Origin of the sequence: Drancourtella sp. An12, assembly GCF_002160935.1 — a bacterium.
In the GTDB taxonomy this organism is placed as follows: domain Bacteria; phylum Bacillota; class Clostridia; order Lachnospirales; family Lachnospiraceae; genus Sellimonas; species Sellimonas catena.
In genome coordinates, this window is the sequence record NZ_NFLO01000003.1 from 260,083 (window position 1) to 286,065 (window position 25,983).

A 25,983-nucleotide genomic window follows, 5' to 3' on the forward strand; every position below is an offset into this window, starting at 1 on the left:
ATGCCTCCTTATTATTTATGTCTCTTATTCTTCTACCGCATTATCAACAAGGAATGTAACAGCTTCCTGAACAGCCATGTCCAGTTTCATCTGTTCTTTTTCTTTTTCTCCCATGAATTCTTTCAGCTTGTCTGCTTCCATCTTGTAAGCATCAGCCATCTTCTGGATTTCCTCGTCGATTTTCTCATCGCTGATTTCGATGTTTTCCGCTTTTACGATCGCTTCCAGAACAAGTCTTGTCTGAATTCTCTTTAATGCCTGCGGTTTCAGCTCATCTGTCATCTTCTCAGCTGTCATTCCTGTAAACTGGAAGTACTGATCAAGAGTCAGCCCCTGCTGCTGTAATCTCTGAGCAAAATCATTTGCCATCTGTCTTACTTCTGTGTCAACCATGGCATCCGGAATATCCATCTGCGCGTTTGCAACAGCTTCTTCTACTGCTTTGTCTTCCTGTTTTCTCTTGCCTTCTGCGATCTTCTGCTCTTTGATCTTTGCCTTGATGTCTGCTTTGTAAGCGTCCAGAGTTTCAAACTCGGAAACTTCGGATGCGAACTCGTCATCCAGTTCCGGAAGCTCTTTTACTTTGATCTCATGCACTGTACATTTGAAGACTGCTTCTTTTCCTGCCAGGTCTTTTGCATGGTACTCTTCCGGGAATTTTACATTCACTTCTTTTTCTTCTTCCAGGTTTGCGCCGATCAGCTGCTCTTCAAATCCCGGGATGAATGCTCCGGAGCCGATTGTCAGCGGGTAGTTTTCTCCTTTTCCGCCTTCAAAAGCAACACCGTCTACAAATCCTTCAAAGTCAAGTACAACTTCGTCTTTATCCTGAACCGGACGGTCTGTCACAGAAACTGTTCTTGCGTTCTTTTCCTGTTCTTCAACAAGTTTTGCTTCGATCTCTTTCTGTGTCACACGGTTGGAAATCTTTTCAACCTTTAATCCTTTGTATTCTCCTAATGTAACTTCCGGCTTTAAAGCCACCTCAGCTGTAAAAATAAATGGTTTGCCTTTTTCAATCTGTACGATATCAATCTTCGGCTGTGATACGATCTCAAGATCCTCTTCATCATATACTTTTCCGTATGCTTCCGGAATCAGCTGGTTTGCAGCGTCATCATAGAAAACTTCCGGTCCGTACATTTTTTCGATCATCTGGCGCGGCACTTTTCCTTTACGGAATCCTGGGATGCTGATGTTTTTCTTCTGCTTGTTGTAAGCTCCCTGGAGTGCTTTTTCCAGTTCTTCGGCAGAAACTTCGATCGTCAGTTTCGCCATGTTGTGTTCCAGTTTCTCTACTTGTAAACTCATTTACATTTCCTCCTAAATCTTATCGTATATGCGAAAAGTCGGCAGACTTATCTACATTACACTGATTGTATGAGTATACCATATTCTTATTCGAATTTCCAGTCTTACCTTTACTTTTCCTCATATTTTCGCCGTTTTCTGCCGGAAGCCGCATTTTGACTCTTAGTCCGTGCTGCCGACTTCGTCCATTCGGAAAAACTGTTCCAGAAGTGTCTGGTATTCTTCCTCACTGACCGAATAGGTGTTTCCGTCATCTGCCTCCACTTTCACAATCACGGTCTCCGGATCGGAGTACTGCATATTCAGGTACGCTTCTTCCAGAAGATCATATGCTCTGAATAAATAATCATACTGCATCATCTCCTGAATTTCTTCTTCTGTTCCTTCATATCCTCCGTTCTGCGCGGACTGTTCAATTTCCTTTGATGCCTCCTGCAGCGCAGGTACGTAATTGACAAACAGATCTACCGGCTGAATCTCCACAGATACTTCGTACTCTTTTGAATCTGTCTTCTCCGCTTTCTGCACATCATATTTCATCACACTGAAAATCTCTTTTACAAGTGTTTCGTACTCATACAATGTATAATCACTGAGTTCATCATAACCGGATGTCAGATAATCATAGACAAACTGATCGACAGCCGCCTCATAATCCTGTTTCAGTTCATATTCGGATGTATCCATGATTCTGGACGCCTCCGTAAATTCCCCCTGGAGTCTCTCATCGAGTACGGCTTGTACATACCCTGCTGCATCAAAGTCTCCACCGCATCCGGCAAAGGCCATCATGCCGGCAAGGACCGCAGCCGCCAAAGCACAGGCTTTTTTTCTCATGATTTTCTCCTCCTTGTTCGTTTTTGATTCTATCAGACTCTATAAAAAAAAGCAACCTAAGTCCGTTTTCCCTTGTTTTCCTTCCGCAGTACATTTATACTGAAAGAACAGATCATACTATTACAAGGAGGAAACATTTGTGGAAATTGAACGTAAATACCTCATCGAATCCTGCCCTCTGCCTCTGGAAGATTTTCCATATCATGAGATGGAGCAGGGCTATCTGAATACCAGTCCCGTTGTTCGTATCCGCCGGTCGGACGAGGATTATACATTGACCTATAAATCCAAAGGCCTGATGGTCCGCGAAGAATATAACCTTCCTCTTACAAAGGAGGCCTATGAACATCTTCTTACCAAAATTGACGGAAGACTGATTCAGAAAAGACGTTATCTGATTCCTCTCGAATGCGGACTGACAATCGAACTCGACTGTTTTAAGGGAGACCTGGCTCCGCTTATGCTGGCAGAAGTAGAATTTCCTTCTGTAGAGATGGCCGATTCCTTTACTCCGCCCTCCTGGTTTTCAGAAGATGTAACGTTTTCTGTTCTTTATCACAACAGCACATTAAGTAAATTATAAATAGCAACGTTTTGTTGCTTTTCTTTCCATAGATACATTTTGTGGCATTATCTGAATTTTTACATAGAAACTGATATACTGTTTCTAAAAATGGAGGTATGCCATGGCAAATGTACAGCTTGCAAAGAATCTCAGGACTCTTCGCAAAAAATACAACTACACACAAAAACAACTCAGCTCTATCCTGAACTTTACCAGACAGGCGTACTCTCACTACGAACAGGCGCTCAGAGAACCGGACCTGTCTACTTTGATCCGTTTTTCTGATTTTTATAAAATCACGCTTGATGAACTGGTCGCCGGTGTCATTGATGCCGATCAGATTCAAGAATCCTTTCCGGTCTATCAGTATCATCTTTGCGAAACAGAAGATCAGAAACACTCAATCTGCTTAACGGATCCGGAAATCGACCTTATTATGAAATACCGGTACTCCTCTGAAAATGACCGTCAGATTGTTCGTGGATTTCTGAAAGACAAATAATCCCCTAACCGTACTAACGGAAAGGGGATTTCTTATTTTTCTGTTTTTTAATCATTCAGTCCAAATCCGTCATGGATTGCAATCATTGCTTTTTCTGTATCTTTTTCATCGATCAGAACAGTGATACGGATTTCAGATGTGGAAATCATGTTGATATTGATGTTGGAGTTAAACAGAGATTCAAACATCTTTGCCGCAACTCCCGGATTGCTGAGCATACCGGCTCCTACAATGGATACCTTTGCCACATCGGTGCTGTATGTAAGCTCTTTGATCGTAAGAACTTCTTTTTTCTCTTCAAGAATAGCAAGTGCTTCTTTCAGATCTTCCTCGGATACGGTAAAAGAAATATCCTTTGTTCCGTTTCTTCCTACAGACTGCAGGATGATATCCACATTGATGTTGTTTTTCGCAAGTGTATTAAAGATTTTGAACGCGATTCCCGGCTCATCTTTTACTCCAATCGCAGAAATTCTTACTGTATTTCTGTCAGCCGCCACACCGGTGATTAACATTTTTTCCATTTTTACTACCTCCTTGACTACGGTTCCCTCTTCTGATGTAAGACTGGAGCGTACAACCAGCTCGACGCCATACTTCTTCGCCATCTCAACGGACCGGTTATGAAGCACCTTTGCTCCCGAAGTCGCAAGTTCCAGCATTTCATCGTAAATAATCTCGTCAATTTTTCTTGCATTTTTTACAATTCTCGGATCTGCCGTGTAGACACCGTCCACATCGGTATAGATTTCGCACTTGTCAGCATGAAGTGCTGCCGCAAGCGCAACCGCAGTAGTATCGGAACCGCCTCGTCCCAGGGTAGAGTAATCATCGTATTTGTTAATTCCCTGGAATCCGGTCACAATTACAATCTTTCTCGCTTCCAGTTCATGCTGGATCCGCTCAGTATCGATCCGTTTGAATCTTGCATTTCCATATCTTGCCGTACAGTGCATCCGCACCTGAAAAGCGTTCAAAGAGATTGCCGGGACATCATATGAGTGAAATGCCATCGCCATCAGCGCAACGGATACCTGCTCTCCCGTAGTCAGGAGCATATCCAGCTCCCTTTTCGGCGCGTTTGGATTGATGCTCTGCGCCAGTTCCAGAAGTTCGTCTGTTGTATCTCCCATAGCTGAAAGTACTACAATTACATCATTCCCTTTTTTATAATCCTCAATGCAGCGCCTTGCCACATTGAAGATTCTTTCTCTGTTTGCGACAGAGCTTCCCCCGAATTTCTTTACTATCAGCATAATTTCCTCCTAGTATTCAAATAAGTGTTCGATCAGATGATATCCATTTTTTTCCCATCTTCCTGACTGCACAGCCGTCCTTTCACAGTAGCTCTCTGCCCCGTTTTCAGGTCTTTTTCTGTCGTAGAGAAGATAGGGAACCGGATCCGCGGTATGTGTTCTGGCAGCAATCGGTGTCGGATGATCCGGCAGAATCAGCAGTCTGTACGGTTCTCCCGATGCATCCATCGCCTCCCTGACAATCCGGATCAGCCTCTGATCCAGAAATTCGATTGCCCGGACCTTCTTTTCCACGCTGCCCTGATGTCCCATTTCATCCGGCGCTTCCACATGGATATAGGCGAAATCGTAGCCTTCATCAAGCAGCGCACGGACTGCCGCCTGTGCCTTTCCTTCATAATTCGTATGAAGGCCGCCGTCCGCTCCTTCTACATGAACAATTTTCATTCCGCTTCCGGCGGCAATCCCTTTCAGGAGATCCACCGCCGAAATCATCACGCCTCTTTTTCCGGTCTTTTCCTGAAAATCCGGCAGTTTTGGCCTTTTTCCCGCTCCCCAGAACCAGGCGGAATTGGCCGGTCGAAGCCCCTGGGCTTTCCGTTTTAGATTAACCGGATGCTCTTTTAAAACTCGATAGCTTTCTTTCATCATTGCCAAAAGCATCGGATCCCCCGGAAGATATTCCCGGATCTGATTTGTCAGAATATCATGGGGCGGCGTCAGTTCCATTTCGTGTCCATTCTTCCAAAGCAGAAGATGGCGGTAGGATGTCCCGCGGTACAGCTCAAATCCCGGTTTTAACACTTCCTCCTTCAGAACCTCCAGAAGGACACCTGCATCTCTGGTATTAATTTCATCCGAGCTGTGGTCCACAATTCTCTGATCTTCATAAGAGAGTGATGCATCCTCGGTCAGCGTGACCAGATTGCAGCGGAACGATACATCATCCTCTTCCATCCCTACTCCGATACTGAGCGCCTCAAGAGGCGACCTTCCGGTATAATATACTTCGGGATTATAGCCAAGGACCGACAGGTTGGCCGTATCACTTCCAGGTGCCATCCCCTCCGGCACCATTGAGACGAGCCCGATTTCGCTCATCTTTGCAAGGCGATCCATCTCAGGCGTCAAAGCCTGTTCCAGCGTCGTCTTTCCCCCAATACACTCCAGCGGCTCTCCTGCCATACCGTCCCCAAGAATGATAATATATTTCATCCGCAATCATTCCCTTCTGTTTTCGTCTTATAATCTATCTTATGATGCTGCACGGATCATGTGAATGACATTGTCAAACCTTGCAGCCGCGTCTTCGTATTCCCCTTCTTTCATGACATCTGTAATAAATCCGAATTCTCCTTCGCAGCCATCAGCCTCCACGAATTCAACCTTGCCAAAAGTATCTCTGATCCGTTCTTCATATGCTGCCCTGCTTCCGGACATCCGGACAAAAAACTTTCTTTTTACATCCAGGCGGCTTTCAAGTTCCAGACGCTCTCCGGACCAGTATTCGCAGATTGTCTCGTTTCTGTATTTCGCAGCTTCCACGATATCTGCCGCTACTGCGCTGGCCGTCGGCATCTTTCCTGCGCCGCTTCCATAGAACATTGCATCCCCCAAAGCGTTGCCATGCACGAAAATCGCATTGAACACTCCATTCACACTTGCAAGCGGATGCTCTGCCGGAAGTATGAACGGGGCTACAACCGCCTCAAGCTTCTCTTCGTCCCGCTTCATCGTAGCAAGCAGTTTGATTACCGCATTCATCTGTTTTGCGTAGCGCATATCCTGGACAGTAATCTTCGTGATGCCTTCTGTATAAATATCGCGGAAATCCACCTGCTTTCCGGACACAATGGAAGACAGAATCGCTATTTTCCTGCAGGCATCCATACCTTCCACGTCCGCCTCCGGATTCCGTTCTGCAAATCCATTTGCCTGTGCTTCTTTCAATACTTCATCGTAATCGGCTCCCTCATAAAACATCTTCGTCATCATATAGTTCGTTGTCCCATTCAGGATTCCCGTAATCTCTTCAATCTCATCCGCCGTAAGCGAAGAGACAAGCGGACGGATAATCGGAATACCGCCTCCCACACTCGCCTCAAAGAGGTAGTTGACATGGTTCTCTTTTGCGGTCTTCAACAGCTCCGCTCCATGCGCAGCCACAAGCGCCTTATTGGAGGTTACCACATTTTTCCCGGCTTCCAGACTTCTCTTCACAAAGGTGTAAGCAGGTTCCAGACCGCCCATTACCTCTACGACAATATCCACACTTTCATCACTGACAATTTTTTCAAAATCATGCACAATCAGTTCCTGCACCGGATCCTCCGGGAAATCACGCAGATCCAGAACATATTTGATCCGCACCTGATCTCCTGCGCACCGGTCAATCTTCTCCTGATTTTGCCGGAACACTTCCACTACTCCGGATCCGACTGTACCATAGCCCAGTACCGCAACACTTATCATTTTTATTCCCTCCCTACTATTTTCAGATAATGAACTCCGTTTTTTTCTTCGATTTTCGCAACCATTTCCGAGAGATTTCCTGTTGTGGAAAGGACTTCCACACTCATGGTAAGCGTTGCCACTCCATTGAGCGGAATACTTTGGTGAATAGTCAGAATGTTTGCCCTGCACTGTGCAACTTCACCCAAAATCTCTGCCAAAAGCCCTGGAATATCTTCCATCTGCAGGACCATGGTAATAGTCTGTCCCTTTTCATTTTCATGAAACGGGAAAATATCATCTTTGTATTTATAAAAGGAACTTCTGCTGATTCCTGCCTGTTCTGCCGCTTCGCCGATCGTAAGTCCCTTCTGTGTCGCAAGCAGATGCTTGACCTCCACAACTTTCAACAGGACTTCCGGAACCGCTTTTCTGTTCAGCACATAGTATTTCGTCTTATCCATGTACACTCTCCTGTTTCAGATATGCATTGATGAATCTGTCAATCTCGCCGTCCATCACTGCTCCTACATTACTGGATTCTTCGTTTGTCCTGTGATCCTTGACAAGACTGTATGGATGCATAACATAAGAGCGGATCTGATTTCCAAATCCGATATCCTTGACCTCTCCGCGGATACCGGACATCTTCTCCGCCTGTTCCTGTTCTTTCATCAAATACAGTTTTGCCTTTAACATCTGCATCGCTTTATCCTTATTATGATGCTGCGAGCGCTCATTCTGGCACTGTACGACAATCCCGGTCGGAAGATGCGTGATCCGGACTGCGGAGGACGTCTTGTTAATGTGCTGTCCTCCTGCCCCGCTTGACCGGTAGGTATCGATCTTCAGATCATCTTCATTGATCTCGATATCGATCTCTTTGTCAATATCCGGAATCACATCACAGGACGCAAAAGATGTCTGACGTTTTCCCGCCGAATTGAACGGTGAAATCCGTACCAGACGATGTATCCCTTTCTCGGATTTCAGAAATCCATACGCATTTTCCCCGTGAACTTCAAAGGTCACGTTTTTGATTCCCGCAATGTCACCGTCAATATAATCCAGAACCTCCATCGAAAATCCATGACGCTCCACAAACCGGGAATACATCCGGTAAAGCATCTGGTTCCAGTCACAGGCCTCCGTGCCTCCTGCTCCGGCATGGAGTGTCACGATCGCATCACAATTATCATACTCTCCCCCGAGGAGCGTACTGATCCGTACCTCCTCCAGGTGCTCATCCAGCCTTTTGACTCCGTCACGGATCTCTCCGATAAGACTTTCATCCTGTTCTTCTTCTGCCATTTCCAGAAGGACTCCGGTATCTTCATACTGCTGATTCAGCTCTTCCGCCGTTTTCAGTGTATCTTTCAGCATTTTGAGTTCTTTCATGACTTTCTGGGAGCCTTCCGTATCCTCCCAGAAATCCGGTTCTTCCATTTTACGTTCCAGTTCTTCTACTCTTTTTTCTTTGCCCGGCAGGTCAAAGTGAATCCCTTACTTCCTTAAGAGGTTCCTCGAATGCCTGCAGTTCCAGTCTCAGCTGTTCAAGCTCAACCACTGTTCTCACCTCTTTTATTTTTATTATTTCTTTTTCCCGCAGCACTGTTTGTATTTCAGGCCGCTTCCGCATGGACACGGATCATTCGGGTAAACTTTCTTTTCTGTGCGGACTTTCGGCGCATGGGATGCCGAGTCGTCCTTGTTTGTTCCTGTTACTTTTACAACCTGTTCTCTTTCCACTTTCTGTTCCATCTTGACATGGAAGAGCACACGGATCGTATCCGCCTCAATAGCCTTTGTCATCTCACCGAACATGTCGTATCCAAGCATCTTGTATTCCACGAGCGGATCTTTCTGCCCATATGCCTGAAGACCGATTCCCTGACGAAGCTGGTCCATATCGTCGATATGATCCATCCATCTGCCATCAATCGCTCTGAGCAGTACGACACGCTCTACTTCTCTTAAATGTTCCGGTTCCGGGAATTCTGCTTCCTTTGCCTCGTATGCTTTGACAGCACGTTCTTTCAGAAGATGCTTCAGCTCTTTCTGCTGCTTTTTCTTCACATCTTCCCCGGTCACAGCCTGAATCATCGGAATGGTCTCATGAAGCGCCACATCCATGCCTTCCAGATCCCACTCATCACCGGATCTGTCAGCCGGAGCATATCTGTCAACAAGATCTTCCACATATTCTGTAATCATATGATAGATGGAATCTCTCATGCTTTCCCCGTCAAGCACACGGCGGCGTTCTTCGTAGATAATCTCTCTTTGTTCATTCATAACCTGGTCATATTCCAGAAGATTCTTACGGATACCATAGTTGTTGAACTCGATCTTCTTCTGCGCCTTTTCAATCGCTCCTGAAAGCATCTTGTGTTCAATCTGTTCTCCGTCTTCCACGCCCAGCGCATTGAATACGGACATCAGCTTTTCAGAGCCGAACAGGCGGAGCAGGTCGTCTTCCAGAGAAAGGTAGAAACGGGATTCACCCGGATCGCCCTGACGTCCGGAACGTCCGCGGAGCTGGTTGTCAATTCGTCTGGATTCATGACGCTCTGTACCGATGATCTTTAAGCCGCCGGCTTCTCTTGCTTTTTCATCCAGCTTGATATCGGTACCACGGCCCGCCATATTGGTCGCAATCGTAACCGCGCCGTGCTGTCCGGCCTCAGCTACGATCTGTGCTTCCAGCTCATGGAACTTGGCATTCAGGACATTATGGCGGATACCTCGTTTTCTGAGCATTTTGCTTAAAAGCTCACTGGTCTCAATGGTAATCGTACCAACCAGAACCGGCTGCCCCTTTGCATGTGCTTCCTCAATAGCATCGCATACTGCGTTAAACTTCTCTTTCTTGGTCTTGTAAACAGCATCGTCCAGATCCTTCCGGATAACCGGTTTGTTGGTCGGAATTTCCACAACATCCATTCCGTAGATATCGCGGAACTCTTTTTCTTCTGTCAGGGCGGTACCTGTCATACCACATTTCTTTTCATACTTATTAAAGAAGTTCTGGAAGGTAACCGTTGCAAGTGTTTTACTCTCCCGGTTGACTTTTACATGCTCTTTTGCCTCGATTGCCTGATGAAGTCCGTCGGAATACCTTCTTCCCGGCATGATACGTCCTGTAAACTCATCGACGATCAGCACTTCGTTGTCTTTTACTACATAATCCTTGTCACGGAACATCAGGTTGTGTGCTCTCAGGGCCAGGATGATATTATGCTGGATCTCCAGATTTTCCGGATCTGCCAGATTTTCAATATGGAAGAAGTTTTCAACCTTCTTTACACCGTCTTCCGTCAGGTTGATGGCCTTCTCTTTTTCGTTGACGATGAAGTCCCCGGTTTCTTCAATCTCTTCACCAAGAATTGCATTCATCTTAGAGAATTCACCGCTTGCTTCTCCACGCTCCATCTGTTGCGCAAGAATATCACACGCCTCGTAGAGCTTTGTGGACTTACTGCTCTGGCCGGAAATAATCAGAGGGGTTCTTGCCTCGTCGATCAGAACGGAGTCGACCTCATCGATGATGGCGTATTTCAGTCCCCTTTGTACAAGCTGCTCTTTATAGATCACCATGTTATCTCTCAGATAATCAAATCCAAGTTCATTGTTGGTGACGTATGTAATATCACAGGCATAGGCCGCTCTTCTCTGGTCATTGTCCATATCGTTTAATACGACTCCGACTTTCAGTCCCAGAAATTCGTGTACTTTTCCCATCCACTCGGCGTCACGCTTTGCCAGATAGTCGTTGACAGTAACGATATGAACACCTTCTCCCGTGAGGGCATTCAAGTAAGCCGGCAGTGTGGATACAAGTGTCTTTCCTTCACCGGTCTTCATCTCGGAAATACGTCCCTGATGAAGGACAATACCGCCGATCAGCTGTACACGGTAATGTTTCATTCCGATGGATCTTACTGCTGCCTCTCTTACTGTGGCAAATGCCTCAGGAAGCAGGTCATCCAGAGTTTCTCCCTTTGCGTACCGTTCCTTATATTCTCTCGTTTTATCTCTTAATTCTTCATCAGAAAGCTTCTGCATCTCAGGTTCCAAAGCTTCGATATGATCTACGATCGGATAGATTCTCTTTAACTCATGCTGGCTGTGTGTACCAAACACTTTCTGTATCAGTCCCATTTTTTACTGCTCCTTATCGTTCTAAAAAATTAATCCATTCCTCATTTTAACACTATCCACGGGCTTGTTCAACCTGTTTCTAAAGTGTTCACAAACTCTTTCCACCGTGTTCACAAACGTTAGCCATGATACTTCTGTCTGATTTCATCGTAGCTTAGCTCTCCTCCGAAAAGATCCAGAGCACTTCCCACGGTAAAATCCACCCTGTCTTTTCCTGCTTCCTGCAATATCCTTATATCCTCCATGGATGCAATTCCGCCGGCGTACGTCACAGGTATTTCGCCGGCTTTCTCCCATGTTCCAAGGATTCCGGCAAGCTCCTGATCGATTCCCGCAGAGCGTCCCTCCACGTCAACACCGTGAATCAGAAACTCGGCACAGAAACCGGCCAGCATATTCAAAAGTTCCCGGGTCACTTCAGTGTCCGTAAATTTCTGCCACCGGTCTGTGACAACCAGATATTTTCCATCTCGTTTTCTGCAGCTTAAATCCAGAACAATCCGCTCCTTTCCCACGGCATCTTTCAGCTGTTCCAGATGATCCCACCGGATCCGGCCGTCGGAAAAAACATAAGATGTAACAATGACATGACTCGCTCCCTCATCTAAATAATCTCCGGCATTATCCGCCCGGATACCGCCTCCGATCTGAAGTCCTCCGGGGAATGCCTGAAGGGCCCGAAGTGCCTGCTTTTTTGTCTCCTCAAAATACGGAGACGATGCCGGATTCAGAAGAATAACATGACCTCCATAAAGGCCGTCCTCCTGATATCTGCCCGCAAACCAGTCTGCCGGTTTATCCGCCACAAAATTGGTGCTGGCCCTGTCCCCCCGGTCGGTGAGGCTTCCGCCTACAATCTGTTTTACTTTGCCATTATGTATATCAATACAAGGACGGAACCGCATCTTTTTACCTCCCAACACTTTTTTACTTTACCACGTCAATTTATTTTCTTACATTAACACAGGTTCCTCTCTTCCGTCAAGCCAAATATCTCCTCCATAATCGCAGATAAGAGAGCCAAAAAGGCTCTCTTATCTGTCCATATCTGTTCTGCTGTTTCCATCCAGCGCATCTTCCACGCCATCTTTGATATCCCGGGCACCGTCTTCGACACCGTCTTTTAAGTCCTCGGCACCGTCTTCCAGGGCGTCAGCTCCATTATTGATATCTTCCTCCAGCGTGTTCCCGGTATTACTTCCGTTTGTCGCATCATTGACACGGTTTTCTCCTGAACATGCAGTCATGCAGCCAAGCATGAACACACTCAGCAGAACAAGAGCGGCTCGTTTCCAAGATTTCATCTTTTTCCCTCCTGCAAATAGAATTTGCACTACTTACTATCTGCAGAAAATCAGATTTTATTCATGTAAGAATTAAAATGAAATCACATCGCTCATTTCATATCTTCCTGCCGGCTTCCCTGCCAGGAATTTTGCCGCTTCCAGTGCTCCTTTTCCGAACACCGCTTTGGAATAAGCGGTATGCTTAAACTCAATCACTTCATCCTCTCCCGCAAAGAGCACCTCGTGTTCCCCGACGATCGTTCCGCCGCGGACAGCCGAGATTCCGATCTCTCTTTTTTCCCTTGGCTTTCTCTCCTGACTTCTGTCAAAACAGTATGCGTACTGTGGATCCTGGGTCTCATTGATGGCATCGGCAAGTGCAAGCGCTGTTCCGCTTGGCGCGTCTACCTTTTTATTATGATGCTTTTCAACAATTTCAATATCATATCCTGCCGGGGCAAGGACTTTGGCAGCATCCTTCAAAAGACGCATCAGCAGATTGATGCCGAGAGACATATTGGCAGATTTAAGAACAGCCGTCTCTTTTGCCGCGTCTTCCACTTTCTGAAGCTGCTCTTCGGAAAGACCGGTCGTACAAAGCACTACCGGAAGTTTCTTTTCGCAGCAGGCTTCCAAAAGCCCGTCCACCGCTTTTGCGTTTGAAAAATCGATCACAACATCTGCTTCCACATCACAGTCTTTCAGATTGTCAAATACCGGATAGGTATTTTCAATCCCGCGGAATGTATCAATTCCTGCCACAATCTGACAATTGCCGTCTTCTGCCGCGAGCCGGGTGATCACCTGTCCCATTTTCCCATTACAGCCATGCATAATTATTCTTACCATCTTCGCTCTTCTCCTTTCGCATATCCAAAGAGGGCGCCTTTCGGCTCCCTCTTTTCTTTTCCTGATTCTGTTAAGCCAGTTTCATTCCAAACTTTTTCATCTCTTCTGCAAGAGCCTGTTTGTGAGCCTCCTCCATCGGGGAAAGCGGCATTCTCAGACCTCCAACTTCTTTTCCAAGCAGATTCATCGCCGTCTTTACCGGAATCGGATTGACCTCGCAGAACAGCTTGTCGATCAGCGGCAACGCATCCAGCTGCATCTTCAGACTTCCTTTCAGATCGCCGTCAAAGAACTTCCGGCAGATGTCATGGGTGTACTCCGGTGCAATATTGGCAAGAACGGAGATGACTCCCTTGCCTCCAAGAGACAGAAGCGGGACGATCTGGTCGTCATTGCCCGAATACAGATCCAGCTTTCCGTCCGTCAGCTGCATGATTTTCGCAATCTGGGAAATATTTCCTGATGCTTCTTTGATTGCCACGATGTTATCGATTTTGGCAAGCTCTGCTGCCGTCTCCGGTGCAATATTCAGACCGGTCCGGCTTGCTACACTGTAGAGAATAATCGGTGCCTTCGCCTCATCGGCTACCGCCTTGTAATGGGCAACCAGTCCTTTCTGTGTCGCCTTGTTATAGTAAGGCGTTACAAGAAGCAGAGCATCCGCGCCGTACTCAACCGCTTCTCTTGACATTTCGATTGTCGTAAATGTCGCATTTGACCCCGTTCCTGCAATGACCGGGACTCTCTTTTTCACCTGCTGAATCGTAAATTTGATGCACTCCATATGCTCTTCTTCTGTCAACGTGGATGACTCACCGGTCGTACCACAGATAATAATCGCATCCGTCTTATGATCAATATGATACTCAATCAGTTCATCGAGCTTATCATAGTTTACGGAACCATCCGGTAAAAATGGTGTCACAATCGCTACACCTGACCCTGTAAATATCGACATAATATTACCTCCAACTCGTTTGTTTCCTTTTCACACTTTAGAACATTAAATCGTCATTACTGAAAGTTTATCACTATTCCCAACATGTGTCAAACATCAATTCAACGAGTCCTGCCAGCATTGGGTCCTTATTCTTCCTGGCATTCCAGCTTGCTTACCGACACTTCATAAGCGGTTCTTTTCTCTGTCTCCGTCTCCGATAATTTTTTTATATATTCCCGGCTCTGTACCCGTCCGAGAATATGTACATGCGCGCCGACTTCAAACGAGGAGGCAAACCTTGCGTTACGTCCCCAGCAGATACATGGAATATAGTCTGATTTCCCGTACGGTCGGTTGACGGCCAGCAGAAGGTCCGCAATTTCCCTTCCAAGCGGAGTCTTTCTGTATACCGGTGCTTTACAGATATAGCCGTCCAGAAAAATGCTGTTTGTCTTGACACCGTCCATATCCTCATCGCTCTCCACAAAGGACACTTCCCTTGCGAAGACGGACAGCACAAGTCTGTTTTTCTGTTCCTCATGCCGATTATAGGACCGGAACTGTCCCTGAACGATAATATACTCTCCCACATAATCCTGGGTCACATCGATCAGACGCTCAGAGATCATGACCGGGATCCGGTCCTCCGAGTTGCTCAGGCGCTTCACAAGCACTTCCATCGTGTAGAAGCCCTCTCCAAATACTTCGTGGCTGAATTCGAATGTTGTCGCCACCTGTCCCATAATCGTTACCTGGTTGTTTTCAATGATCTTATCTGACATGAAATGTAATTCTCCCTTCCTCTGATACGTAGTTTTTTATCTTTAATACTTTATGCCCCTCCTTGAAAGGATATGACCATTCCGGAAGATTTTCCATAAATTTCGATCGACATATTCCGATAAATATGGATAGAAATGCTTGTAAAATCCAAAAAATATGGTAGACTATATAAGTTGCTACATTATATAAGTAGAAAGAAGGATATAACGATATGAAAATAAAACGTGAAGATATTCGTAATATTGCCATTATCGCCCATGTAGACCACGGGAAAACAACTCTGGTTGACGAGCTTTTAAAACAGAGCGGCGTCTTCCGTGAGAATCAGGAAGTTGAAGAGCGTGTCATGGACTCCAATGACATCGAGCGTGAGCGCGGCATCACCATTCTTTCAAAAAATACAGCCGTACACTACAAAAATACGAAAATCAATATTATTGATACACCGGGACATGCCGATTTTGGCGGCGAGGTAGAACGTGTCCTCAAAATGGTAAACGGTGTTGTCCTTGTTGTGGACGCCTTTGAAGGGCCGATGCCGCAGACCAAATTCGTTCTGAAAAAAGCGCTGGAATTAAAGCTGCCGGTCATTGTCTGCATCAACAAAATCGACCGTCCGGAAGCACGTCCGGATGCAGTGATTGACGAGACACTGGAGCTCTTTATGGATCTGGACGCAGATGACAGCCAGCTGGACTGCCCGTTTGTGTATGCTTCTGCCAAAGGCGGGTACGCGATTCTGGAGCTGGATGACAAACCGGAAAATATGATCCCGCTTTTCGAGACGATTCTGGAATACATCCCTGCCCCGGAAGGAGATCCGGACGCCGCCACCCAGGTGCTCATCAGTACAATCGATTATAATGAATATGTGGGACGTATCGGTGTAGGAAAAGTTGACAACGGAACAATCCGTGTCAATCAGGATGTCGTCGTTGTCAACCATCATGAGCCGGACAAACAGAAACGGGTAAAAATCAGCAAGCTCTATGAGTTTGACGGTTTGAACAAAATCGAGGTCAAAGAGGCTGGAATCGGTTCTATTGTTGCCATTTCCGGTATCGCTGATATTTCCATCGGAGATACGATCTGCTCCCCTGAACATCCGGATCCGATCCCGTTCCAGAAAATTTCCGAGCCTACGATCTCCATGCAGTTCAAGGTTAACGACAGCCCGTTTGCAGGGCAGGAAGGAAAATTTGTAACTTCCCGTCATCTCCGCGACCGTCTGTTCCGTGAACTGAATACGGATGTCAGTCTCCGCGTGGAAGATACCGATGACATGGACAGCTTCAAAGTGTCCGGACGAGGCGAGCTCCATCTTTCCGTCCTGATCGAGAACATGCGACGCGAAGGCTACGAATTTGCTGTCAGCAAGGCAGAGGTTCTTTATAAAGAAGACGAAAACGGAAAACTGTTAGAGCCGATGGAGCTTGTCTACATCGATGTTCCGGACGAGTTTACCGGAACCGTCATCGACAAGCTGAGCCAGAGAAAGGGCGAACTCCGGAATATGGGAATGTCAAACGGTGCCTACACCAGACTGGAATTTTCCATCCCGTCCCGGGGCCTGATCGGATACCGCGGCGACTTTCTGACCGATACAAAGGGGAACGGAATCATGAACACTGCCTTTGACGGCTACGCTCCGTACAAAGGCGAAATTCAGTATCGTAAAAACGGTTCTCTGATCGCTTTCGAGACAGGCGAGGCTCTGACCTACGGTCTTTTCAATGCCCAGGAACGCGGAACATTATTTATCACTCCGGGGGAACGTGTCTATGCCGGAATGGTAGTCGGCCAGAATGCAAAGACCGATGATATCGAAATCAATGTCTGCCGGGCGAAGCACCTGACCAACACTCGTGCTTCCGGTTCTGATGACGCATTAAAACTCTCTCCTCCGCGTATCCTGAGTCTGGAGGAGGCGCTGGATTTCATTGATACAGATGAACTTCTGGAAGTGACTCCGAAGAGTCTCCGGATCCGTAAAAAGATTCTGGATTCCAGAATGCGCAGACGTGACAGCGCGAAAAAATAAAAGTGAATTATTCTGAGGTGTCTATATGGATTTTTTATGGTTTTTAGAAGGCATCCGGACTCCTGCAGGTAACGAATTCTTTCAGTTCGTTACCTGTTTTGGTCAGGAAACCTTTCTTCTTGCATTAATCTGCTGCTTTTACTGGTGCGATAATAAAACATTCGCCTGTCAGCTGGGCCTGACCTATTTTTCATCCGGGCTTTTCGTACAGAGTATGAAGATTACGTTTCGGATTCCGCGTCCCTGGGTTTTGGACCCGGATTTTCCGCCGGTAAAGAGTGCCGTTTCCCATGCCACCGGTTATTCGTTTCCAAGCGGTCACACGCAAGGCGGCACCTGTCTGTTTGCTCCCCTTGCAATGAAAGCCGGAAACAGGATTCTGAAAGTGTTATTTACCGCAGCATTTCTTCTGATCGGTTTTTCAAGAATGTACCTGGGCGTCCATACACCCAAGGATGTGCTTGCTGCCCTGACAGTTTCCCTTGCCTTTTCCTGGTTTTTCTCCAGATTTTCTTCCAGGCTTTTTGACCATATCCGGACACTGTGTATCGTCCTGGCCATCTGTGCTTTTGCAGTGCTTCTTTACGCCTGTCTTCTAATGCACCTTGACCGGCTGGCTGTCAGATATGCCGCAGACTGTATCAAAGCCGCCGGAGCCGGACTTGGTTTCGCCGCAGGACTTTATCTGGAACAGACACGACTCCGGTTTTCCACCGCGGCACGCACCCGTACCGCACAGGCCATAAAACTGCTTGCAGGTCTTTTTTCCACACTCCTGTTCAAGCTGTTCCTCTCGGGCCTTGGCTCCGCCCTGCTCTGGAAAGCATTTGTTTACGCTTTCCTCGTTTTCTGGATTCTGTTTTTATATCCTGCCCTCTTTGTATTCGTCCAGAAAAAAGCATAGTTTTTTCATTCTATTGTTTGTACTTCTCAGATTTTGTCAGTAAACTTATTACTTTTAATATTTTTTTTAGTTATTTATAATTGCATGTCCAAAGTCTTCGTAGTATAATAAGGGCAGGAATTCAAATCTATGATTTGAAAACAGATCTTCTGCCAGATTGAACTGCTTTCGCAGCCGGGCAGAAAATACAGGAAAAAGGAGTTGGGCTTATGAAATTTATTATCAGAGGAAAAAATATCGATGTGACGCCTGCTTTAAAGGAAACAATCGAGCACAAACTTGGAAAGTTGGAAAGATATTTCACTCCTGAAACCGAGATACACGTTACACTCAGTGTGGAAAGGGAAGAGCAGAAAATTGAAGTCACTATCCCTCTCAAGGGAAATATTATCCGCTCCGAACAGTCCAGCAACGATATGTATGTTTCTATCGACCTTGTCGAAGAGATCATCGAACGTCAGCTCCGCAAATATAAAAACAAGCTGGTTGAAAAACATCAGGCTGGTGTGGATTTCAGCAAATCATTTGTGGAAGATCATGATCACGACAGCGTGGAAGACGATTCTATTCAGATTATCCGTACAAAACGCTTTGGTATCAAACCAATGTTTCCGGAAGACGCATGCATTCAGATGGAACTTCTCGGTCATAATTTCTATGTATTTACCAACGCTGAGACAGATGAAGTCAATGTTGTATACAAGAGAAAGAATAATACTTACGGTTTGATCGAACCGGAATTCCAGTAGTATTATAAAAGCAAGGGGCTGTAAAACACAGCCCCTTCCCTATTTCTCAAACAGCATCGTTTCTCCCTTATGCACTGCGAAAAAGCACTCTTCGCCCCACTCCAGTTTCGCCTGTCCGTTTGTCCCTTCTGTCAGCTCTTTTTCCATTTTTCCCTTTTCTCTGTAAGGAATCAGACACTCCATGCAGACAGCTTCCGTATACCGGGTGTCCAGAACATGAATCCCATTCTGGGCAAGGATGTACTGGATCTTCCCCAGTCCGGTATATTCAGTCCGGATTTTCAGTTTAATCCCTCGTTTTCTGGTAATAATAGCACTTGCAAGAAGTCCCTCTTTTGCTGCTCCGGAGTAGGCCCTGACAAGCCCGCCGGTTCCAAGAAGCGTTCCTCCAAAATAACGGGTCACGACAATCACGGAGTCATGGATGTCCTCTCCTGTCAATACATCGAGAATCGGCTTCCCGGCGGTTCCTCCCGGCTCTCCATCATCACTGAAACGCTGCAGTTCAAACCGCTCTCCCAGAACATAGGCATAGCAGTTGTGCGTAGCATTGTAATGCTTTTTCCGGATGCTCTCTATAAATTCCAGCGCCTCTTCCTCCGTGTCAATATGGGAAACCGCCGCCAGAAAACGAGATCTCTTTTCAACAATTTCCGCTTCCCCGTTTTCAAGCACTGTCCTGTATTCTTCGACCATGTTCGTTCCTCCTGTATCTTCTTTTCTACTATAACAGGAATTTCAACATTTTCAAAACTTTTTCTTAAATTTTTATCAGCGAATACTGAAGATTGCATTTTTTTCTTTATTTCAATATTGAAATTTGCTATAATGGTTTGGTATAAAAGGAGGCATATGCTCATGAACTATGGTAGAAAAAAGGCTGCTAAGAAACGAAAAGACATTACCTCAAAATCAAAACTGAAAAAGAAACGTCTCGGCGTACGGATCTTCAAAGGAGTTCTTCTGACGCTCCTGCTTCTTGTCGTAGCCGGATGTGTGGGCGGCGGAATTTTTATCAAAAAAGTCATCAATGATGCCCCGGATGTCACCCCGGAAGACGTAAAGCCAACAGGATATACTTCCGTTATTTACGCGTCGGATAATAAGACCGAAACCGAGCGGCTGACCTCAGCCGGTTCCAACCGTGTTTATAAGACAATCGACGAGATTCCAAAGGATCTTCAGCATGCTTTTGTTGCAATCGAGGACGAGCGTTTTTATGAGCATAACGGTATCGATCCAAAAGGTATCATCCGTGCAGGAATCATCGGTATCACCACCGGAGATTTTTCTCAAGGCGCATCGACCCTGACACAGCAGCTGATCAAAAATAATATTTTTGACTTCATGTCGGAAGATACGTTCTTTGACAGACTGGAACGTAAAATTCAGGAACAGTATCTTGCACTCAAGCTTGAAAAGCAGATGTCAAAAAGCGAAATCATGGAAAACTATCTGAATACCATCAACCTTGGCCAGAATACACTCGGGGTACAGGCTGCTTCCCAGCGGTACTTTAACAAGGATGTGTCTCAGCTGACTCTTTCGGAATGCGCGGTCATCGCTGCGATTACCCAGAGTCCAAGTTATTACAATCCTATTACACATCCTGACAACAATGCGAAACGCCGCGAGCAGGTTCTCGACAACATGCTTGATCAGGGATATATTTCCCAGGAGGCGCATGATGAAGCACTGGCGGATGATGTATATTCCCGTATTCAGAATGTCAATACGAACATCACACAGAGCACCACTCCCCAGAGCTATTTTGTGGACGCTTTGACAGAACAGATTCTGAATGATCTGGAAGATCCGGATATCGGACTTGGCTACAGCGAAACTCAGGCCTACAATACATTATATAAAGGCGGATTGAGTATTTATTCCACACAGGATCTGGAAATCCAGGGAATCTGTGACCAGATCGTCAACGATGACAGCAATTATCCTTCCAACATAGAGTATGGACTGTCCTATGCTCTGACTGTTACCCGTGCCGATGGGACACAGGAAAACTACAGTTCCGGACATATCAAGCAGTTCCGGAATATGAAATACGGACTGACTTTTGATTCGGAGGAAGAAGCGTACCAGGTGATCGAAGAATTTAAGGCTTCTATTGCTCAGGAGGGGGACACATATGATGAAGTAATCGATCTGTCACCGCAGCCTCAGGCATCAGTGACCGTCATTGATCAGGCTACCGGACAGATCAAGGCCATGGTCGGCGGCCGTGGAACCAAGTCCTCCAGCATGAGTCTGAACCGTGCATACACCGGATCTACAAGACAGCCTGGTTCCTGTTTTAAGATTCTGTCTACCTACGCTCCTGCCCTTGACAGCGCCGGTGAAACACTGGCAACAATCATCAAGGATGAACCTTATGAATACGCGGATGGTACTCCGGTATCCAACTGGTGGGGCGATTATTACCGCGGTGATATGACCATGCGGGAGGCGATTGAGCAGTCCGCCAATATCTGCGCTGTCAAGACACTGACAGAGATTACGCCGCAGCTTGGCTTTACCTACTGTCAGAACTTTGGACTCTCCACTCTGGTTGAAAGCCGGACTACAGATGAGGGTCAGGTATTTACAGATATTCACCAGTCTCTTGCCCTTGGCGGTATCACAGACGGTGTGTATAACTACGAAATGTGTGCGGCATACGCCGCAATCGCAAACGGCGGTGTTTACCAGGAGCCGATCATGTACACCAAGATTCTGGATCATGACGGCAATGTCCTGCTCGACCGTACTCAGACACAGGAAAAGCGTACTGTCCTGAAAGAATCCACCGCATATCTTCTGACAAGCGCAATGGAAGGCGTTCTGACAGAAGGAACCGGTACTCCGGCCCGTCTTTCCAATATGGCAGCTGCCGGTAAGACCGGTACAACATCCAACAACGTTGATCTCTGGTTTGCAGGTTACACTCCATATTATACCTGTACGATCTGGACCGGTTATGATGACAATACCCCGCTCGCAGATCAGGAGTGGAATTATCATCTAAGAATGTGGAAAAAGATCATGGATCAGATCAATACAACAAAAGGTCTTTCCTACACAGACTTCGAAACACCGGACTCTGTTGTTGAGCGGACTGTCTGCACAAGCACCGGTAAACTTGCTGTATCCGGATGTCCTTCTGTGACAGAATATTTTGACAAAGATACCGCACCTACCGAAAGCTGTTCCGGACACAGAACCACACGGCGTTCTACGAGCAGTAATTCTGAAAGCTCAGACAGTTCTGATCAGTCAGAAGACAGCCAGTCTTCCGAAAGTTCCGACAGCAGTAATTCTTCGGACAGTGAATCCTCTTCCGACAGCGGAAACAGCAGTTCCTCTGACAGCACTCAGGGATCTGACAATACTTCCTCCGATTCAAACAGTGGAGGAGCTCAGAGTGATGATTCCGGCGGAGACAGCGCTTCCGAGTAGATAGTTCCGGACAAAAAACGCAGCATTAAGGCCCCTGCAGCAGATATTATCTGCCGCAGAGGCCTTCTTTATGTTCTGTTATTCAGATGATTAATCTAAAACGAGTTTTGCCGCTCCGCAGATCCCCGCATCATTTTCAAGCTCCGCAAGTGTAAATTTCACGTCGCGGTCAGCAAAAAACGCTCTCTCCTGATATGGCTTTTTGATGTACGGGAGAAGCACTTCTCCTGCCTTGGATACCCCGCCTCCGATCACGATGGCAGCCGGATCTACTGCAGCCGCAAGATTTGCGAGCGCATATCCCAGATATGTTCCAAACTCCACAGCAATCTCATCGGCAACTTCATCTCCTGCTTTTACCGCATCAAAGACGGTCTTTGCGTTGACCGGTCCTTTTCTCAACAAAGTCTCCCTGTCAGTGGAATCCAGCTTTTTCTTTGCAAGACGTGTAATTCCTGTCGCAGATGCGTACTGCTCCAGACATCCATGATTTCCGCATCCACAGCTGTCCGTTTCCTCGTAGTTGACACAGAGATGACCGATCTCACCGCCGGCTCCATGTTCCCCTGTCAGGATCTTTCCATTAATCAGGATTCCTCCTCCGACACCGGTTCCCAGCGTGACCATAATCATATTTTTACAGCCTCGTCCGCCGCCGAGCCACATTTCTCCAAGTGCTGCCACATTGGCGTCATTGCCTGTAGCAGTACGGATTCCTGTCAGCTCCTCCATCTCTTCTTTCACATTTTTATATTCCCATCCAAGATTTGCCGTTGCCTTTACAACTCCGTCTTCTGTAATCGGAGCCGGGACCCCGATTCCGATTCCGGCCACATTCTCTTTCGGAATTCCATTCTTTTCCAGACTGTTCAAAAGAGATTTGGCAATATCCGGAAGAATCCTGCAGCCTTTCTCTTCCGTTCTGGTTTTTATCTCCCATTTTTCCCGAATGTTTCCGTCTTCCTGAAATAATCCGATCTTGACGGTGGTACCTCCTATATCAACTCCAAAACAATAATTCATCTCTGTTCTTTCCTTCCTCTTATTTTGCCAGACTTTCCTGTACACGTCTGTATAACTCTTCTGCCGCATTATACCCCATCTGTTTCTGTCTGTGGTTGACAGCCGCTGATTCCACAATGATCGCCAGATTTCTTCCCGGACGGATCGGAATCGAATGGCATACGACTTTATTTCCGAGAAATTCTGTATATTCCTCTTTCAGTCCAAGACGGTCGTACTCCCGGTTCTTGTCCCACTCTTCCATATTGATCACGAGATCGATCGTCTGTGTCTCTCTGACGCTCTGTACACCAAACAGACTCTTGACATCGACAATACCGATTCCGCGAAGCTCGATAAAATGTCTGGTGATATCGGGAGCTTTTCCAACCAGAGTATCATCGCTGACTTTCCGGATTTCAACAACATCGTCTGTCACAAGACGATGGCCGCGGTTAATCAGTTCCAGTGCTGCTTCACTCTTTCCGATACCGCTCTCACCCATCATCAGAACACCAACTCCATATACATCAACCAGTACCCCGTGAATAGAAATGCATGGAGCCAGTTCCACATTCAGCCAACGGATCACTTCCGCAGTAAAGGCAGAGGTCTGTTTACAGGACTGAAAAATCGGCACTTTCATTTCATTGGCCATCTCAAGAAACATCGCATCCGGCTCCATATTCCGGCAGTATACAATACATGGAATTCCATAGGAGAGAAGCTGCGCATACATCTCTTTCTTCTTCTCATCTGACAGTGTTTCCAGATACGTATACTCCACATATCCGATAATCTGGACACGCTCAGAATCAAAATGGTCAAAATATCCCGTCAGCTGCAATGCCGGACGGTTGATATCCGGAACCTGAATTTCCGACTGGGTCAGGTCCAGATCCGGAGTCAGATTCTTCAGGTTCATCTTCTCAATTAGTTTTTCAAGCTTCACACCCATATTTGTTCTCCTTTATTTTCTCAGTTAAAATCATTTTGTGAATAGTATATCATATCAGTGGAAAAAATTGTACACGTCTCTGGCAGATTTTTCATTCATGGTAGGAAGTTTTTTCAGATCTTCGATTTCCGCCTGCCGGATCGCATCCAGACTCTGAAAATGTTTCATCAGATCTTTTCTCCGCTTCGGTCCCACTCCCGGAATATCATCCAGAATCGAGTGAACCTGCCCCTGTCCCCGCAGTTTCCGGTGAAATTCGATGGCAAACCGGTGAGCCTCATCCTGTACACGTGTAATCAGTTTAAACGCCTCTGAATCTGCCCGGATTGGGAGTTCTTCATCGTGGTAATAAAGTCCTCTCGTGCGGTGCCTGTCATCCTTCACCATGCCGCAGACCGGTATGCTGATATGCAGCTCCTCCAGCACTTCCTCCGCGATATGCACCTGTCCCTTGCCGCCGTCCATCAGAATCAGATCAGGAAAGACAGTAAAACTTCCGAACTCTTTTCCTTCTTCTTTTTCCTGCAGTCCATGTGTGAACCGCCTTGTCAGCACTTCCCGCATACTTGCGTAATCGTCCGCTCCCACTACGCCCTTGATACGGAACTTCCGGTAGTCGCTTCTCTTCGGTTTTCCATCCTCGTAGACTACCATGGAACCAACCGATGCAAACCCGTTCGTATTGGAGATGTCAAACGCCTCCATCCTGCGGATTCCGGTAACACCGATAATTCCCTCCAGTTCCCGGACTGCTCCTGTAGTTCTGTTGGCTTCCCGGATCAGGTGTTCTTTATCTTTTGCAAGTACCATCGCCGCATTTTTCTGCGCCAGTTCACAAAGTTTTTCCTTCTCGCCCTTTTTCGGCACTGTAAAGGTTACTTTGTGTCCTCTTCTGCGAGTCATCCATTCCATCAGTATATCTGCTTCATCCAGTTCGTACGGAAGCAGCAGTTCTCTTGGAATATACGGTGTCCCGGCATAAAACTGCTTGATAAAGCTCGTCAGGATCTCCGCCTTCGTTTCGTCCGGATCGGTCCGCAGATAAAAATGATCCCGTCCGATCAGGCGGCCTCCACGTATGAAGAAGACCTGTACCACAGCATCCCCCTCTTCCCTTGCAACCGCCAGAACATCCCGGTCTTCTCCCGGTTTTCCCGCATCGGTGATCTTCTGCTTTTCCGAAATCTTCTTGACACTTCCGATCAGCTCCCGGTACTCGATTGCCTTTTCAAACTCCATCTGCCCGGATGCTTCCATCATCTTTTCTTCCAGTTCTTTCAGAATCCCGTCATAATGCCCGGATAAAAATTTCACGACCTCGTCAATGGACTCCCTGTACTGTTCGCTGGAAATATATCCCTGGCACGGAGCATCACACTGTTTGATGTGGTAGTACAGACACGGACGTTCTTTCCCGATATCTCTCGGCAGATTTCTGCTGCAGCTTCTTAAATGATACAGCTTTCTTACCATATCAATGATATCCTTCACCGCCTGAGAACTCGTAAACGGTCCAAAATACTTTGCCTTATCCTTTGCCTGCCTGCGCACCATCATAATCCGCGGGAACGGTTCCTGGACGGTCACCTTGATAAAGGGATATGTCTTATCGTCCATCAGCATGGTATTGTACTTCGGCCTGTGTTCCTTGATCAGATTACATTCCAGTACCAGAGCTTCCAGTTCCGAATCTGTGACAATGTATTCAAACCGCCGGATGTGCGTGACCATCTGTTCGATCTTGACGCCCTTATTTCTGCTGCTCTGAAAATACTGCCTCACCCGGTTTTTCAGGCTGATGGCTTTTCCCACGTAGATGATCTCGTCCTTCTCATCATGCATCAGATAAACTCCAGGCTTTGCCGGCAGTTTTTTCAGTTCTTCTTCAATTACAAACATCGCTTCACCTCTTTAACCCCATCTATTTTAGCAAAAGAA

The 25,983-nt window shown here is 46.6% G+C and carries 23 protein-coding genes; 6 read left to right on the plus strand and 17 right to left on the minus strand.

Annotated elements, in window-relative coordinates; translation table 11 throughout:
- Positions 1 to 24: 24 nt before the first annotated feature.
- On the minus strand, positions 25 to 1,311 hold the full coding sequence (gene tig / locus B5E64_RS05295; protein WP_087167477.1) for a trigger factor: 1,287 nt from the start codon (positions 1,309 to 1,311) through the stop codon (positions 25 to 27).
- A gap of 162 nt (positions 1,312 to 1,473) precedes the next feature.
- Positions 1,474 to 2,148 carry a HAMP domain-containing histidine kinase gene (locus tag B5E64_RS05300; RefSeq protein WP_087167478.1) on the minus strand — a complete coding sequence of 225 codons (675 nt, stop codon included), beginning with the start codon at positions 2,146 to 2,148 and terminating at the stop codon, positions 1,474 to 1,476.
- 139 nt (positions 2,149 to 2,287) lie between these two features.
- Here B5E64_RS05300 and B5E64_RS05305 point away from each other — a divergent pair, with 139 nt between their 5' ends.
- Positions 2,288 to 2,731 (plus strand): CYTH domain-containing protein, encoded by a 444-nt coding sequence (locus B5E64_RS05305; protein ID WP_087167479.1) that lies wholly within the window; start codon positions 2,288 to 2,290, stop codon positions 2,729 to 2,731.
- 103 nt (positions 2,732 to 2,834) lie between these two features.
- Entirely contained in the window at positions 2,835 to 3,215 is a 381-nt protein-coding gene (locus tag B5E64_RS05310; RefSeq protein WP_087167480.1) for a helix-turn-helix transcriptional regulator, read from the plus strand.
- A gap of 47 nt (positions 3,216 to 3,262) precedes the next feature.
- Here the strand turns inward: B5E64_RS05310 and B5E64_RS05315 are convergent, their stop codons facing one another.
- From B5E64_RS05315 to B5E64_RS05365, 11 genes are all read right to left on the minus strand, one after another.
- Positions 3,263 to 4,471 carry an aspartate kinase gene (locus tag B5E64_RS05315; protein WP_087167481.1) on the minus strand — a complete coding sequence of 403 codons (1,209 nt, stop codon included), beginning with the start codon at positions 4,469 to 4,471 and terminating at the stop codon, positions 3,263 to 3,265.
- A gap of 9 nt (positions 4,472 to 4,480) precedes the next feature.
- Positions 4,481 to 5,686, minus strand: coding sequence for a cofactor-independent phosphoglycerate mutase (locus B5E64_RS05320; RefSeq protein WP_087167482.1), 1,206 nt, complete (start codon positions 5,684 to 5,686; stop codon positions 4,481 to 4,483).
- 39 nt (positions 5,687 to 5,725) lie between these two features.
- Positions 5,726 to 6,943 (minus strand): homoserine dehydrogenase, encoded by a 1,218-nt coding sequence (locus tag B5E64_RS05325; RefSeq protein WP_087167483.1) that lies wholly within the window; start codon positions 6,941 to 6,943, stop codon positions 5,726 to 5,728.
- A gap of 2 nt (positions 6,944 to 6,945) precedes the next feature.
- The gene (locus B5E64_RS05330; RefSeq protein WP_087167484.1) at positions 6,946 to 7,386 is read right to left on the minus strand and encodes an ACT domain-containing protein; all 441 of its coding nucleotides are present in this window, start codon (positions 7,384 to 7,386) and stop codon (positions 6,946 to 6,948) included.
- Positions 7,379 to 8,489 (minus strand): peptide chain release factor 2 gene (gene prfB, locus B5E64_RS05335; RefSeq protein ID WP_118637721.1). Its coding sequence is split into 2 segments (ribosomal slippage): positions 7,379 to 8,413 and positions 8,415 to 8,489, totalling 1,110 coding nucleotides; the frame shifts between segments, so codons are not numbered across the junction. Before prfB ends, B5E64_RS05330 begins: the two co-directional genes overlap by 8 nt.
- A gap of 23 nt (positions 8,490 to 8,512) precedes the next feature.
- Complete coding sequence (gene secA / locus B5E64_RS05340) at positions 8,513 to 11,083, minus strand: preprotein translocase subunit SecA (RefSeq protein WP_087167486.1); 2,571 nt, start codon at positions 11,081 to 11,083, stop codon at positions 8,513 to 8,515.
- Between the two features lie 119 nt (positions 11,084 to 11,202).
- The gene (gene hisA, locus B5E64_RS05345; protein ID WP_087167487.1) at positions 11,203 to 11,988 is read right to left on the minus strand and encodes a phosphoribosylformimino-5-aminoimidazole carboxamide ribotide isomerase; all 786 of its coding nucleotides are present in this window, start codon (positions 11,986 to 11,988) and stop codon (positions 11,203 to 11,205) included.
- A 129-nt stretch (positions 11,989 to 12,117) separates the two neighbouring features.
- Positions 12,118 to 12,387, minus strand: a complete 270-nt coding sequence (locus B5E64_RS05350) for a hypothetical protein (protein ID WP_087167488.1) — start codon at positions 12,385 to 12,387, stop codon at positions 12,118 to 12,120.
- A 72-nt stretch (positions 12,388 to 12,459) separates the two neighbouring features.
- A complete protein-coding gene (gene dapB, locus B5E64_RS05355; protein ID WP_087167489.1) occupies positions 12,460 to 13,218 on the minus strand; it encodes a 4-hydroxy-tetrahydrodipicolinate reductase in 759 nt (252 codons plus the stop codon).
- Positions 13,219 to 13,288: 70 nt separating this feature from the next.
- Positions 13,289 to 14,176, minus strand: coding sequence for a 4-hydroxy-tetrahydrodipicolinate synthase (dapA, locus tag B5E64_RS05360; protein WP_087167490.1), 888 nt, complete (start codon positions 14,174 to 14,176; stop codon positions 13,289 to 13,291).
- A gap of 128 nt (positions 14,177 to 14,304) precedes the next feature.
- Positions 14,305 to 14,940 carry a single-stranded DNA-binding protein gene (locus tag B5E64_RS05365; RefSeq protein ID WP_087167491.1) on the minus strand — a complete coding sequence of 212 codons (636 nt, stop codon included), beginning with the start codon at positions 14,938 to 14,940 and terminating at the stop codon, positions 14,305 to 14,307.
- Positions 14,941 to 15,152: 212 nt separating this feature from the next.
- On the opposite strand from B5E64_RS05365, the gene typA reads away from it, so the two are divergent.
- The 3 genes from typA (at position 15,153) to raiA (ending at position 18,635) form a co-directional block, all read left to right on the plus strand.
- A complete protein-coding gene (gene typA, locus B5E64_RS05370) occupies positions 15,153 to 16,982 on the plus strand; it encodes a translational GTPase TypA (protein WP_087167492.1) in 1,830 nt (609 codons plus the stop codon).
- A gap of 25 nt (positions 16,983 to 17,007) precedes the next feature.
- Positions 17,008 to 17,886, plus strand: coding sequence for a phosphatase PAP2 family protein (locus B5E64_RS05375; protein ID WP_087167493.1), 879 nt, complete (start codon positions 17,008 to 17,010; stop codon positions 17,884 to 17,886).
- A gap of 209 nt (positions 17,887 to 18,095) precedes the next feature.
- Positions 18,096 to 18,635, plus strand: a complete 540-nt coding sequence (gene raiA, locus B5E64_RS05380) for a ribosome-associated translation inhibitor RaiA (protein ID WP_087167494.1) — start codon at positions 18,096 to 18,098, stop codon at positions 18,633 to 18,635.
- 39 nt (positions 18,636 to 18,674) lie between these two features.
- On the opposite strand, the gene B5E64_RS05385 is transcribed toward raiA, so the two are convergent.
- Positions 18,675 to 19,331, minus strand: coding sequence for a YigZ family protein (locus tag B5E64_RS05385; RefSeq protein ID WP_087167495.1), 657 nt, complete (start codon positions 19,329 to 19,331; stop codon positions 18,675 to 18,677).
- Positions 19,332 to 19,493: 162 nt separating this feature from the next.
- Between B5E64_RS05385 and B5E64_RS05390 the strand changes: the two genes are divergently transcribed.
- A complete protein-coding gene (locus tag B5E64_RS05390) occupies positions 19,494 to 22,085 on the plus strand; it encodes a PBP1A family penicillin-binding protein (RefSeq protein WP_087167496.1) in 2,592 nt (863 codons plus the stop codon).
- A 90-nt stretch (positions 22,086 to 22,175) separates the two neighbouring features.
- Here the strand turns inward: B5E64_RS05390 and B5E64_RS05395 are convergent, their stop codons facing one another.
- From B5E64_RS05395 to uvrC, 3 genes are read right to left on the minus strand one after another with little or no spacing between them, the layout of a single operon-like run.
- Positions 22,176 to 23,108 (minus strand): ROK family glucokinase, encoded by a 933-nt coding sequence (locus tag B5E64_RS05395; RefSeq protein WP_087167497.1) that lies wholly within the window; start codon positions 23,106 to 23,108, stop codon positions 22,176 to 22,178.
- A 19-nt stretch (positions 23,109 to 23,127) separates the two neighbouring features.
- Entirely contained in the window at positions 23,128 to 24,045 is a 918-nt protein-coding gene (gene hprK, locus B5E64_RS05400) for an HPr(Ser) kinase/phosphatase (RefSeq protein WP_087167498.1), read from the minus strand.
- 54 nt (positions 24,046 to 24,099) lie between these two features.
- Positions 24,100 to 25,944 carry an excinuclease ABC subunit UvrC gene (uvrC, locus tag B5E64_RS05405; RefSeq protein ID WP_087167499.1) on the minus strand — a complete coding sequence of 615 codons (1,845 nt, stop codon included), beginning with the start codon at positions 25,942 to 25,944 and terminating at the stop codon, positions 24,100 to 24,102.
- Positions 25,945 to 25,983 lie beyond the last annotated feature (39 nt).

Coding starts and splice junctions, on each gene's coding strand:
- tig (WP_087167477.1), bottom strand. CDS start 1,311: ATGAGTTTACAAGTAGAGAAACTGGAACACAACATGGCGAAACTGACG.
- B5E64_RS05300 (WP_087167478.1), bottom strand. CDS start 2,148: ATGAGAAAAAAAGCCTGTGCTTTGGCGGCTGCGGTCCTTGCCGGCATG.
- B5E64_RS05310 (WP_087167480.1), top strand. CDS start 2,835: ATGGCAAATGTACAGCTTGCAAAGAATCTCAGGACTCTTCGCAAAAAA.
- B5E64_RS05315 (WP_087167481.1), bottom strand. CDS start 4,471: ATGCTGATAGTAAAGAAATTCGGGGGAAGCTCTGTCGCAAACAGAGAA.
- B5E64_RS05320 (WP_087167482.1), bottom strand. CDS start 5,686: ATGAAATATATTATCATTCTTGGGGACGGTATGGCAGGAGAGCCGCTG.
- B5E64_RS05325 (WP_087167483.1), bottom strand. CDS start 6,943: ATGATAAGTGTTGCGGTACTGGGCTATGGTACAGTCGGATCCGGAGTA.
- B5E64_RS05330 (WP_087167484.1), bottom strand. CDS start 7,386: ATGGATAAGACGAAATACTATGTGCTGAACAGAAAAGCGGTTCCGGAA.
- secA (WP_087167486.1), bottom strand. CDS start 11,083: ATGGGACTGATACAGAAAGTGTTTGGTACACACAGCCAGCATGAGTTA.
- hisA (WP_087167487.1), bottom strand. CDS start 11,988: ATGCGGTTCCGTCCTTGTATTGATATACATAATGGCAAAGTAAAACAG.
- B5E64_RS05350 (WP_087167488.1), bottom strand. CDS start 12,387: ATGAAATCTTGGAAACGAGCCGCTCTTGTTCTGCTGAGTGTGTTCATG.
- dapB (WP_087167489.1), bottom strand. CDS start 13,218: ATGGTAAGAATAATTATGCATGGCTGTAATGGGAAAATGGGACAGGTG.
- dapA (WP_087167490.1), bottom strand. CDS start 14,176: ATGTCGATATTTACAGGGTCAGGTGTAGCGATTGTGACACCATTTTTA.
- B5E64_RS05365 (WP_087167491.1), bottom strand. CDS start 14,940: ATGTCAGATAAGATCATTGAAAACAACCAGGTAACGATTATGGGACAG.
- typA (WP_087167492.1), top strand. CDS start 15,153: ATGAAAATAAAACGTGAAGATATTCGTAATATTGCCATTATCGCCCAT.
- B5E64_RS05375 (WP_087167493.1), top strand. CDS start 17,008: ATGGATTTTTTATGGTTTTTAGAAGGCATCCGGACTCCTGCAGGTAAC.
- raiA (WP_087167494.1), top strand. CDS start 18,096: ATGAAATTTATTATCAGAGGAAAAAATATCGATGTGACGCCTGCTTTA.
- B5E64_RS05385 (WP_087167495.1), bottom strand. CDS start 19,331: ATGGTCGAAGAATACAGGACAGTGCTTGAAAACGGGGAAGCGGAAATT.
- B5E64_RS05390 (WP_087167496.1), top strand. CDS start 19,494: ATGAACTATGGTAGAAAAAAGGCTGCTAAGAAACGAAAAGACATTACC.
- B5E64_RS05395 (WP_087167497.1), bottom strand. CDS start 23,108: ATGAATTATTGTTTTGGAGTTGATATAGGAGGTACCACCGTCAAGATC.
- hprK (WP_087167498.1), bottom strand. CDS start 24,045: ATGGGTGTGAAGCTTGAAAAACTAATTGAGAAGATGAACCTGAAGAAT.
- uvrC (WP_087167499.1), bottom strand. CDS start 25,944: ATGTTTGTAATTGAAGAAGAACTGAAAAAACTGCCGGCAAAGCCTGGA.